The organism is Carboxylicivirga sp., assembly GCF_982718395.1.
The window spans coordinates 37,754-50,583 of the sequence record NZ_CEXQWX010000012.1 but is presented as its reverse complement, the minus strand read 5'-3'; the positions used below and the strand labels follow the sequence as shown (position 1 = coordinate 50,583).

Annotated in this window: 9 protein-coding genes; 4 read left to right on the top strand and 5 right to left on the bottom strand. The window is 36.3% G+C overall.

Features of this window, described 5'->3' with window-relative positions:
* Position 1 precedes the first annotated feature (1 nt).
* The 4 genes from AC4MRQ_RS04320 to AC4MRQ_RS04305 form a co-directional block, all read right to left on the bottom strand.
* Entirely contained in the window at positions 2 to 775 is a 774-nt protein-coding gene (locus tag AC4MRQ_RS04320; RefSeq protein ID WP_491196420.1) for a DUF6597 domain-containing transcriptional factor, read from the bottom strand.
* A 625-nt stretch (positions 776 to 1,400) separates the two neighbouring features.
* Positions 1,401 to 2,198, bottom strand: a complete 798-nt coding sequence (locus AC4MRQ_RS04315) for a DUF6623 family protein (protein WP_491196419.1) — start codon at positions 2,196 to 2,198, stop codon at positions 1,401 to 1,403.
* Positions 2,199 to 2,427: 229 nt separating this feature from the next.
* Positions 2,428 to 3,186: a hypothetical protein gene (locus AC4MRQ_RS04310; protein ID WP_491196418.1), complete on the bottom strand. Its 759-nt coding sequence runs from the start codon at positions 3,184 to 3,186 to the stop codon at positions 2,428 to 2,430.
* Positions 3,187 to 3,539: 353 nt separating this feature from the next.
* Positions 3,540 to 3,698 carry a hypothetical protein gene (locus tag AC4MRQ_RS04305; RefSeq protein ID WP_491196417.1) on the bottom strand — a complete coding sequence of 53 codons (159 nt, stop codon included), beginning with the start codon at positions 3,696 to 3,698 and terminating at the stop codon, positions 3,540 to 3,542.
* An 887-nt stretch (positions 3,699 to 4,585) separates the two neighbouring features.
* Here AC4MRQ_RS04305 and AC4MRQ_RS04300 point away from each other — a divergent pair.
* Both AC4MRQ_RS04300 and AC4MRQ_RS04295 read left to right on the top strand, forming a co-directional pair.
* On the top strand, positions 4,586 to 5,305 hold the full coding sequence (locus AC4MRQ_RS04300; RefSeq protein WP_491196416.1) for a lysophospholipid acyltransferase family protein: 720 nt from the start codon (positions 4,586 to 4,588) through the stop codon (positions 5,303 to 5,305).
* 48 nt (positions 5,306 to 5,353) lie between these two features.
* The gene (locus tag AC4MRQ_RS04295; RefSeq protein ID WP_491196415.1) at positions 5,354 to 7,306 is read left to right on the top strand and encodes an OmpA family protein; all 1,953 of its coding nucleotides are present in this window, start codon (positions 5,354 to 5,356) and stop codon (positions 7,304 to 7,306) included.
* Between the two features lie 138 nt (positions 7,307 to 7,444).
* Here the strand turns inward: AC4MRQ_RS04295 and AC4MRQ_RS04290 are convergent, their stop codons facing one another.
* Entirely contained in the window at positions 7,445 to 7,852 is a 408-nt protein-coding gene (locus tag AC4MRQ_RS04290) for a response regulator (protein WP_491196414.1), read from the bottom strand.
* A 201-nt stretch (positions 7,853 to 8,053) separates the two neighbouring features.
* Between AC4MRQ_RS04290 and AC4MRQ_RS04285 the strand changes: the two genes are divergently transcribed.
* Together AC4MRQ_RS04285 and AC4MRQ_RS04280 are read left to right on the top strand one after the other, a co-directional pair.
* Positions 8,054 to 10,594 carry a serine hydrolase domain-containing protein gene (locus AC4MRQ_RS04285; protein ID WP_491196413.1) on the top strand — a complete coding sequence of 847 codons (2,541 nt, stop codon included), beginning with the start codon at positions 8,054 to 8,056 and terminating at the stop codon, positions 10,592 to 10,594.
* A 150-nt stretch (positions 10,595 to 10,744) separates the two neighbouring features.
* Positions 10,745 to 12,727: a glucosamine-6-phosphate deaminase gene (locus tag AC4MRQ_RS04280; RefSeq protein ID WP_491196412.1), complete on the top strand. Its 1,983-nt coding sequence runs from the start codon at positions 10,745 to 10,747 to the stop codon at positions 12,725 to 12,727.
* The last annotated feature ends 103 nt before the right edge of the window (positions 12,728 to 12,830 follow it).

The window sequence follows — 12,830 nt, the reverse complement described above, 5'->3', positions numbered from 1 at the left end:
ATTAGATTGGTTCGAAGTCATAGTATTGTATAAATCGGTCATTGTTTTTCAAATCCAGTTTTTCAGGTGTAAACCCGGTAAATTGTTTTATTTCTCGGATATAATGGGATTGGTCATAATAATTGAAATAATCCGGTTTGTGATTTTTTACTTCTCGTAGGCTCTTTTTGAATCGAACAATTTTTGAATAATCTTTTATTCCGATTCCTATCATATTGCTTACTAATCTGTGCAGTTGCCTTGAACTCAATCCGATCGTTTTTGAGATTTCGTCAACTGTAATATTTCCAGTTGAAGTATCAATTAGTTCAAAACACTTTTTCAATCGTTTATCCGGTTTATTTTGAGGAATAAGTTTTAAAAATTGCTTATCTAAATAATTCACAAGAAACTCAGGGAATCCATTTAAACCATCAATCAGGATTTGTTCGTTTAAATCAAAATCCTTTAAGGTAATAGATTGGTAACCATTAAGTGATTCTTTTATATTGAATTTGAATAGTCCACCAATTGATAATGGTTTAAAACGAATTCCAAAAACTTCAGTATTCTCAGAATAGCTTATCGAAATTGATTTACTCCAAATTCCGGTTAGTCGTGTATCTACAATCCGATTTGCTTTTATAACAACCAATAAATCAAAATAGCCATCCGGAAGTATATCAAAAGGTTTTTGAGTATTAGTCTGAATACCAAAATACCAATAGGATTTTATATAATCCTTTAACCTTAGGTCAGGTTCAAATTCACGGTATATTATCTTGTTAACGGACATTTAGCATTACTGTTTGTTATCTTAGTCAACCGCGTGGTACTCTCCAGTCAGGTCACACGAAAAATAAAGCAGGCTAAAGTTTTTGACAACAATTATCTTGATTATTATTTTGGACATTGGGTGTACCTTAAGTGGTAAATATATAAAAAGTCCTTCTGTGGTATTGTAAATGAAAGCCAATTGGGTGAAGTCTCGAATTGACGCGATGTGGAAATCATGGACTCGATTAAAAGGTAATACACATAACTAAAAAACAGAAAAGAAAAAGCGAAATCTTATTCTTTGAGCAACTTATGCCTGGTCGCATATCTACTTAGGCGGTTGGCCTGTAACCCAATCTTACGTACTACAATCACTATTGATCGTCTTAGGCAGCGTGGTTATATCCTTTTTGAAGAAGACTACCTTAAAATCCGAAGTAATTTATTCTGATGATTACTAAATCGTCGAATATGTTCAATGAAAAAGTATCCAGTGGACATTATTTTAAATAGAAGGAGCGAAGTTATCCGCACTAAGATGCGTATTGGCGAACTATAGGTTCGCTAGCTGTCGATTAGATTATACACTGCATTCTATATTTAGATGAAAGAATAAATCATCAAGATCATTATTCTATTAACTTTCAAAATAATAATTCACCAACATTATTTCTTGTTACAAATTCCACCCCCACAGACACATAGTCTGCCCAACCAAGGTTTGAGGAATCACCAACTTCAATTGTTTGCTTAAAGGAAACTCCAATACCAAAATTAATCCTGTGATTTGAATTAATAATTAGTTTAGTGATTATATATCCGTTGCTGAGTTTAGTTATTTCAAATGGTGGATTGATTGTTATTCGTTGATGTCCATCCCAGATTTCGACATCAGATACACCAACAAACGGCCCACGAGAATGGGTTGTAACAGATGTCCTCCAAATAACGAATATTGAGCGAATGTAAAACCTGTTTCCTGAAGAAAATGAAGGTGTTGGAATGGCAAAATGAACAAATGACTCAATTAGTTCCGCAAACTCAATTAAACCAGTAATTCGTGTTCCATTCTTCTTTTTAGAAACGCTTCCAAATGCTTCAGGGTTTTCAACATGTAAACTTGTTCCATTAACCCACATTACATGTTGTAGTATTTCTTCTTCAAGCGATAATGTTGGTTTTTCGATTGCAGAAAATAAAGTAGAAAACTCCTGATTATCCAATCCTGAAATTTGGGTTAATTGATCAATTTTAGTAAAACCACCTAATTTATTTCGATGGGCTACAATTGATTCAGATAATTCAGTCAAGTCAGAAACATTTTTGCTCTTTTTTATAACATCCTCAATTTCCTTAGAGGTGCTTGCATTATTAAAGAAATCCAAAACAGTTTTGAAATCCTGCTTTGAAATAGCTTGGTAATTTCCCTGTTTGTTGTTCATAGTAATGGTATTTGTTTAGATAAAAACATCCTGACATGTATTATGTTGCAGAGGTTGGGCTATATAAAGTGTGAGTTTTCGAAGCATTTCACTTTCAAATTGCATTAAACCGATTTATTTATTTTTAAAGCCAAATCGTCAAAGACGAATTGGTGGTGTCATAACGAAGAGTTCCTATTAAATTATCTGCTGAATCCCGCATTGTAAATAGCTTTTGTAGTAGATGGCTTTATAATTCTTCTCCTACTACTATTAGTTGTGGGGTTATGGTTACCGCAGAATCTCCCATCAATCTTATTATTTCGTCAACATTACTGATTATTTTAGCATAATTATCAACATTAAACTCTCCTTGTGTTGCAACTCTAAAACGAACAGGATCACCAATTATTCCAATTGTTTTTAGTCTATATTCAACGTGTGCTCTATTATAATCAACGGCTGCAGCTAAGCCAGCCATGGCAGTAGTTTTTAGATTTCTTTTTCGGCTCTTTATGTGTAAAGTCATTTGCACCCCTGATCCCCACAAAACAGGATAATCTTTATTGTCTATATTGCAATAGTCATCTTTATATTGAAGGAAATTGTAAACAACTACAATACTTCTATCTTTTCCAGATATTGAACCATATGGAATCAGTTTTAAACTTGCTGCAATGTTCTCATCAAAACTGCTATAAAAAACATCATAACCACCAGTTAATTCTTCAATTTTTGTTGGTTTATTAACATCTTCTGAGCATGTTTTTCGAATTACTCCTATTTTATTTTTTATTTCTTTTGCAGGATCATCTTCTTTAATGATTTCTTCTTCAAAATTTTCAATATTAGGAATAATTTCACTTCTAAAATCTTCAAATTCTTTCATTGATTTTTCTGCAAGTTGGATTTCTTCAACGCCAGTTTCACTATTTTCTTTTCTAGGACTGCTACATGATATAATCCATAAAAGGACACTTGTAATAAGTAAAAAAATGAATGTTTTCATAATGTATTGTTTTTAAGTTAAAGGAATGCCCTTTTTTAAGCTTGCTCATAACGTTTATGCATCATCATTATATAATTGAATCCTCAATTATAATGTACCATTACACGTTTAAATAAATTTCTTGCTTTACCACCCCAACTCACCATTTAATCCCACTTGGCAGGGCAGCATATCTCCGATTAGTGCACGCAAGTTATCCTCTTTTAATTCTGATGTCAATAGTTTATTCTTTGATAATTTTCTTGATCAAACGATATGGTTATAATTAATTACAAAAGAAGAGGGAGGTAAATGGAATTAAACCCTTTACCTCCCTTTGTTAAACCTATTTAAAATGGACAAACTCTTTACTCTTAGGTAGTTGCTTCTTCTTTTTTCGAGCGTTTTCTTACAATTTCATTATTATCAGCTATTATTTGCCCAACTACGCGGGTAAAGTCACCGTACATATCGGCATTGATCAGGTTCATGGTATTCAGGTAACTGATCAGTTGGTTGTTAATTAGTTTCACCACTTCTTTTTTAATGGTGGAGGCATTGGCATACGAACTTTCGGTAGCCTTATCCGTTTCGTAGGCCAGAAACAGGGTTTCGAAACTTTATTGAGCTTCCTGTATGGCAATAAATTAAAGACTAAGAAAGGTCGCTTTCTTCTCTTATATTATCCATTTGGTAAAATGGCATAGGCTGGGATGATAATCATGCATCATTCGTTTATCTGTATCGAAGCCCTCTATGTTTAAGTGCATCTTTATATCTGAGAGTAATTCAATTGGGTGGTCAACCAACATCAATTAGCAAAAAGTAATGAACGATGGGCTGTTTGGGATAAGCAATAGGCGGATTATAAAAACACATGGGCAGAAAGTATTGACATTTGGTATTACTATATCGACCATTATATTTACGCGATACACCTGTTTAGCCGTAGATAGACTTATTGGTATCGCACCTGCAGCTATTCCGTAAAACGAGTCATGGATGCATCCATTTTGCCAGTTGATTAATATATTTTGCCCTCTTATTATTCCACTGGCTCAAATGATGTACCCGGAGATGGATAAATGTATCTTTAAACACCAATAGGGTACTTTAGAAGTACCCCCTGGCACTTAAGATGCTCTTTTTTAACATGTATTACTAGTTATTGCTTATTTCTTATTAATCAAAAGAACTGTTTTTTAAGATCAACTTCTGCTTATAAATATTTGTACACGACTTTCTTTTTCACGAGAGTCATAAGTGTCATGAATTGCTCTATATCTGGCTAGCCGTTGTGTATTTGTTTTGCTGACTTTGCCTGTTTTTCTATTTTTGTTTATCGCTATTGTATTAATGTTTGTTTACCAAAGTCTGTAAAATCATTTTATGGACTTAGTGTTTAAAATAAAGATCTAAGATGAAGAAGTTGACTTACTGGCTTTACCAACCATACAAGTTTTTCATATTCTTGCCACTTTTTGGTGTATTTAGTTTGTTATTCTCCTTTTTGGCAGCAAGTTTTTCTATTTTGGTAAATCCACGAGTTGGTAGTTTTTGGGGAGCTACCTGGGCACGGGTAACGGGGTATATCACACCCATGCTGGTAAGTGTCAAAGGGCGTGAAAATATCGAAGAAAAGCAGTCGTATGTCATCATCGCCAATCATCAAAGCGGTTACGATATTTTCTTGTTATACGGATGGTTAGGAGTCGATTTTAAATGGATTATGAAGAAAGAGCTGCGGAATGCACCGGGCATTGGCTACGCCAGCTATAAGGTAGGACATATCTTTTTGGATCGATCATCGCCCAGAGCGGCTATAGAATCGATTGAAGAGGCCAAAAGAAAATTGGTGAACGGCACTTCGGTTGTTGTTTTTCCTGAAGGAACACGCAGTGGCTCTAATCAAGTGCGACGGTTTAAGAAAGGAGCGTTCAAAATTGCCTTCGAATTGGGTTTGCCTATATTGCCTATAAGTATTGCAGATACATATAAGGTTTATAGTAAAGGCTTAAATCTGTTGCCGGGTAAGGTGCAAATGCATATTCATCAGCCCATTAATACATTGGATTACATGGATAATCAGAATGAGCTGATTGATAAAACGCATTCAATCATACAATCGGCCTTAAATTAAGGTGGTATATTATCAAACAAAATGGTTTGTCTAACGTAGTGCACGGGTATGAAGTATTTCTTATTAATGATTATTTGCTTGTATTGCCTGGGTGCTTCGGGGCAAAAGTATAGTGTTAAATCAAAAAAAGCGATTGCCAGCTTTGAAGCGGCTCAGAAAAGTTATGCCAATAGTCGCTTCAATGAAGCAATCAATTATTTAAACGCCGCCATTAAAAAAGAATCATCCTTTATTGAAGCCTACTTGCTAAAGGCTGATATCTACTTCAATCAAAAACAACATACTTTGGAACTTGAGGCACTGGAGAAGGCAATTACTATTGACAGCACCTACTTTAAACCGGCCTTGTTCAATATGGGGGTGGCCAAATATAATACCGGACAATACGATGAGGTTGCTTTTTGGATGAATACTTTTAAAAGACACAATAAAAGCAAACGCACGAAGCTTGACCCAGACTTTTGGATTGAGAAAGCTGTTTTTGCCAAAGAGGCCATTGTCAACCCGGTATTTATTGAACCGTATAACCTTGGCGAGAATATCAATAGCGATTTAGATGAATATTGGCCCAGTTTAAGTGCCGATGGTGAAACAATGATATTTACGGTTTTGGTGCCAAAAGATCCATTGGAGGCCGATCCGGGTAGTTTAACAAAGAATGCCATTAATTTTCGTGAGGATTTTTATGTATCGAAAAAGGTAAACAACAACTGGATAGCCCGAGAAGCCGTTGTGTCGCTTAATACCAACAGCAACGAAGGTGCTCAGTCGTTGAGTGCCGATGGTAATTGGATGTTTTTTACAGCCTGTGGTCGAAGCGGAGGGAAAGGAAGTTGTGATATCTGGTTTTCGAAACGGACAAAAGAAGGATGGAGCAAGCCAACTAACCTTGTAGCACCTGTTAACACGCCTTTTTGGGAGTCGCAACCAAGCTTTTCGGCAGATGGACGTTCACTTTATTTTGTAAGCAGTCGCCCCGGTGGAGAAGGAAAGAAAGATATTTGGAAAGCGACCATTTCAGGATTTAAGAAAGATGGAACACCTTATTTCGGAAAGGTGGAAAACCTGGGACCTAACGTTAACACCGAAGGTGATGAAAACTCACCTTTTATACATCACGATAATCAAACGCTTTATTTTTCATCGGACGGATGGCCGGGAATGGGAGCGATGGACTTGTTCTATTCGCGTAACGGGCCATCAAAAGGTTGGTCAAGGCCAACTAACCTGGGTTATCCCTTAAATACCGAAAATGATGAAATAGGCCTGGTTATTAATGCAAAAGGAGATTTGGGATATTTTTCTTCCGATGGTCTGGACGAAGGTGATGATAAAGATTTGTATCAATTCACAATACCTGAACAGATTCGGCCAAATCCTGTAACTTACGTAAAAGGTAAAGTTTACGATGGTGAGACGAACGAGGTTTTATCGGCTGATATCCGTATTAATAATATAGCTGATGGACAGCTTTCTGTATTAACAAGTACAGCACCATATTCGGGCGAATTTTTGTTTTGTCTGCCGGGCGGCAATCAATATGCTCTTAATATCCAAAAGGAAGGCTATCTTTTTTATTCCGATAACTTTAAGGTTGCAGATAATGCTTCAATACTTAAGCCGCAACAACTGGATGTTTACCTGAATAAAATAAAGGCAGGTGCCTGTTTTATTCTTCGTAATGTGTTCTTTGAATCAGATTCGTATGTATTAAGCGTCAGTTCTCATATTGAGTTAGACTATGTTGTTCGATTATTGCAGATCAATCCAAATGTAAAAGTTGAAATAGGTGGTCATACCGATAATACAGGTACTAAATCTTATAATCTTGAGTTATCCAATCACAGAGCAAAAGCTGTATATGAATACATTCTATCCAAAGGAATAAGCGCAACGCAGCTTAGTTATAAGGGATATGGCATGTCTAATCCAATTGATAGCAATGAGACGGATGAAGGCAAGGCGAATAATCGAAGAACAGAACTAAAAGTTATTGAATAGTGTATCGTTCATTAAATTTCATTATATAACTCATCGGATGACTAGTTTGATAATCTATTACTTAGTCATCCGATGAGTATAATGCTACTTTTAAAACCAACTAGTAGTAGCAAAAAAAAACTGCCCGAAGGCAGTTTTTTATTTGTTTAAATATTTTGATAAGGTATCCATCAGTATTTGTAAACGGATGGGTTTTGCCAAATAATCGTCGCAGCCTGCTTCCAGGCATTTTTCTCTCTCTCCCGACATAACGTGAGCTGTTTGAGCAATAACAGGAATTTCTTTGTTGATGGCTTTAATTTCGCGAGTAGCCGTATATCCATCCATAATTGGCAACTGCAAATCCATTAAAACCAAATCAACCGTATTGTCTTTAAACAGGTCAATGGCCTCTTTCCCGTCTTTGGCCCATAAGATTTTAGCATTGGTTTTTCGTAGTGCCGCATCAAAAAATATCTTGTTGGTGTCAACATCCTCAACAACTAAGATTACTTTATCCGCCCAGTCTTGAACCAGCGAATTGTTAATCGAATCACTTACACTCATTTCAATATAGATGGGTTAATATCCTTTTTACAATCCTAAAATAACTGATGTTTCACTATTATCCAAAAAAGCTTTTAAAAACAATTTACTGACAATTTTCGTCACTTGAATTCTTTTAAAGCGATTATCTTACAATTTGATAGGGGTATGCATTAATTTTTTCTATTTTCGTTTATCATATTGACGGGATAAACGTAAAGAATGAGGACGGTTTTTGTTTTTACATTATTATTTGCATTCATATCATCTGGCAGGTCAGATACACGAGTAGATTCGATTATTAATAACCTGACATTAAGAGAAAAAGTTGACTTATTATTTATCGCTCCATCAAAGGGATGGGGAGATAGTATAGTTGTTGGAGATCAAATTTCAGAACCACTTTCGATATATGATGCCTATACGGGCTTAAATGATTCTTTGGACTATGATTTTCCAGATGCAACCACTTATTATTGTATTGGCGATAATAATTTGAAAGAATCAATACGAAAAGCAACCCTGAATGTCTGTGTTAATAGTGGATATGATGGCGTAATAACACCTGGTAACAAAATTGGAATCGCTAGCCTGGATATTAAAACAGATTCATTTCAAATAAGAGCACGGCATCAAATTATTGATTTTCCCAAAGATGTTTATTTCGAAGAGTTGAATAATTCGGTGCATTCAAATAATGGGATAGAGCCGTCCTTGAAAGAGCAGAAATTTGATGAATCCGGGTTATCCATTTTAAATATTTGGAAACGAACACCTCAATTTGATATTTCGTTAACCAAACTTCTGGAACGAGACATTCTTTTTTGGAGAACTGAAGATCAATATGGACAACAGCTTCTGGAACAGATATTTCTGGAGGAGAAAATTGATGCTTCCTTGCTCGATCACCGTGTGCGAAAACTTATACAACTTCAATTAATTAAGTCGAATCCGAAACCCGATGTTTTGAGTGATGACTATTGGGAATTGATGATGCATAAGGCCTCGAAACAATCCATTTCTTTATATCAAAGAGAATCACTACTGCCAATTAAAAGGATAGATTCTACCTTAGTTTCTGTTAATGATTTGACATCAGGGCAAGGACAGCAATTTATTCATTTAGCCAAATATTATCAGCCAACTGTCAGACAATCTGATAGTATTGCATATGTGCAAATCGTATTATGCAATCAAGAGGATAGCCTTGCTTCATTTGTGGATCGGGTAAACGTGAATCTGACAAGAAATCATTCTTATATTTTAATCTATGCAGGCGGCATAAGTGAAAAATTGGCAAATAAAGCAGCTGATGTTTTTAAGACCATTTTAACTATGCCAAAGGAAACGGACCAATCATGGTCGTTAATGGCGCAGGCTGTTTATGGTGGTGCTCAGGTTAATGGTTATTCAATTTATAACGATCTTTTCGAAAACAGTTTACTAAAACGAGAAGCCATAAAAAAGAATCGAATAGGTTTTGCATACGGTCCGGACAGGATAATTCCAAGGGACTCCATCGCGAAAATTGAGAAAATTATAAATGAAGCTATTCGTGAGAAAGCTATGCCGGGTTGTCAGTTGCTGGTGGTTAATAAAGGTGAGATTATAACGCAAAAAAGCTATGGATTTCATACCTATAATAAAAAGGTTAAAGTAAAGAATGATGACCTTTACGATGTTGCATCAATTACCAAATTAGCAGTCACCTTTCCTTTGGTAATGCAGCTTTATGATGAAGGAGTACTGGATTTGGATGCACCAATTGTTGATTACATTCCGGAGGTTGATACAACTGACAAGGCAAATATTACGATCAGGGAATTGCTGCTTCACCAGAGTGGTTTAATAAGTTATATACCTTTTCATAATAACTTCCTTGATCGAGAATCGTTAAGAAGACGATCGTTATATAGCCGGCATTACTCGCGTATTTTTAATGTTCGTGTGGATACCCGTTTGTATCAAAATAAAAATGCAAGGTTTCGTAAGGATGTATTTTCCAGTAAAGCGAAAGAGTCCTTTAACCTGCAGTTATCAGGCAATATGTTTATGAATGCCAATTGTGTTGATTCGATGTATTATAGTATATATGAATCACCACTTCGTAGTCTGAAAAATTATCAATACAGCGATTTGGGCTATTACATACTTCAAAAGATTATCGAAAAGGAAGAAAAAGTAAGTATTGACACGTTATTTTATAAGCGCCTGACTTCTTTAACCGGTGGAAGCAGGCTCTTGTACAAGCCGCTTGATCAGTTTTCAGTGAACGAAATAGTTCCAACGGAGAATGATTTAGCTTTCAGAAAAGAGTTGCTTCATGGTTTTGTGCATGATCAGGGAGCGGCAATGTTGGGAGGAGTGGCGGCACATGCGGGATTATTTGCTAATGCAGGTGATTTAGCCAAACTGGCACAAATGATGCTAAATGAAGGTTCATATGGTGGTATTCAATTTATTAATCCCAAAACAATTGGTTATTTCACTCAAAACAATCAGTATGGTAACCGAAGGGGCCTGGGGGTTGATAAACCGCAATTAAAACCTGATGAAGACTCTCACGTGTCGAAAATGGCATCGCAATCTTCATTTGGACATACGGGCTTTACAGGTACCATTATGTGGATCGATCCAGAGCACGAACTGATCTATATTTTCCTGTCCAACCGTATTCATCCAAGAGCTTATAATAAAAAGTTGATTGAAATGAATGTGCGTACCCAGATTCAGGATGTGATCTATCATTCAATTGTTAAATAAAAAAGTATTAAATAATTTTTTGAAACTTTCGATAGCTTTTAAATTAATTGAAATGGGTTATTAAAACTTTCTATTTTTTTTATTTTTAATGATTATAAATTGTAAATTTGCATCTGATCTAAAACCGCAAAACTTCAATTTAGAGTAATTATGATAGAAAAATTCAATCAGAAAATCTCTCCCGCAGGGAAATTTAAGAATGAAGGTTATCACGATGATCCTTATTTACGTGCTTTAATAACCAAACATGAAAAGATTTCCACTAAAATTTATGGTTCGTCAACAGGAGGTTCGAAAGCCGTTGCCTCAGAAATTGCTTCAATTATAAAAATAAAGGAGCTCGAAGGTGGAAAGTGTGTATTAGGACTGGCAGTTGGATCAGCACCCAGTGAAGTGTACTCTGAATTGATTCGTCTGCATAAAGAGGATGGTTTGAGCTTTAAAAATGTTATTGTATTTAGTGTGATGGAGTATTACCCAATCACAGCTGAAGCATTACAGAGCTTTAATCGTAGCATAAGAGAGAAATTCTTTAATCATATTGATATTCCAAAAGAGAATATCAATTATCTGGATAGCAGCATACCACAGGAAAAGATCTACGAATTTTGTCATAGTTTTGAAGAGAAAATTCAAAAAGTAGGAGGTATTGATATGCAGATTCTGGGTATTGGTCGAACCGGACATATTGGACTTAACGAACCTGGTTCTTCAGGTAATTCACTAACACGCATTGTATCGCTCGATAACATTACAAGAACAGAGGCGGCCTCTGATTTCTTTGGCATTGATAGTGTGCCTCGCAAAGCAATTACTATGGGTGTTAAAACCATACTTAATGCTAAGCGTGTTCGCGTATTGGCATGGGGTGAAGGTAAAGCAGCCATTTTAAAGAAAACGATTGAAGGTGACATTACCGAAGAGATTCCGGCGTCGTTCCTGCAAAATCATGAAAATTGCAAAATGATTTTGGATGAAGCTGCAGCTGCTGACTTGATTCGTGTTCAGACACCATGGTTAATTGATAGTGTTGTTTGGGACGATCGCCTGATTAAAAAAGCGGTTCTTTGGTTGTGTCAAAAAGTTCAGAAGCCAATTCTGAAATTGACAGATCGTGATTATAACGATAATGGTATGGGTGATATTCTTGCAGAGAGAGGATCGGCCTATCAGACCAACATCAGAATATTTAATGAGCTGCAACATACGATTACCGGATGGCCGGGTGGTAAACCAAATGCTGATGATACCAATCGACCTGAACGTAAATCGCCAGCTAAGAAACGTGTAATAATATTTAGTCCGCACCCCGATGATGATGTAATTTCGATGGGAGGTACGATGTTACGTTTGGTTGATCAAGGGCATGAAGTACACGTTGCTTACCAGGTATCTGGAAGTATTGCAGTATCGGATGATGATGTATTACGTTACCTTGATTTTATTGGCGATTACACCAATGGCTTAACCGAGAATAGTAAAAAGATGAAGGCTGAACACGATAAGATTCGTAAGTTTTTGGCCAATAAAAAAGCCGATCAGATCGACTTACCTGAGGTGCGACGTATTAAAGGGTTGATCAGGGTAGGAGAGGCTAAGGCCGGATGCCGTTATGCCAATGTAAAAGATGAAAATGTACATTTCTTAAACTTACCGTTCTATGAGTCGGGAAGTGTTGAGAAACACCCGATGGGAAAAGCGGATGTTAAAATTGTAGCTGAATTAATCAAAGAAGTTAAGCCTCATCAGATTTTTGCTGCAGGTGATTTGTCAGATCCACACGGTACGCATCGTGTATGTTTGGATGCTATTTTTCAGGCCGTAGATGTACTAAAGTCTGAAGACTGGATGAAGGATTGCTGGGTATGGTTGTATCGAGGAGCATGGCACGAGTGGGAAATTCATAATATTGAAATGGCTGTGCCTATTAGCCCTGATGAACTAATGCGTAAGCGTAATGCTATCTTTAAGCACCAATCACAAAAAGATGGAGCTATGTTCTTAGGTGGTGACAACCGTGAGTTTTGGCAAAGGGCCGAAGATCGAAACCGAGGAACGGCTAATTTGTACAACGAATTGGGTATGGCCGAATATGAAGCCGTAGAAGCGTTTGTTCGTTACGAGTTCTTATAAATATTTGCATTTAGATAGGAAAAAGGTGTTCGAAGAGAGCACCTTTTTTTATTCACAAAAAAAGAGCGATCAATTTGATTGCCCTTCCAGTCAGATTAATGAC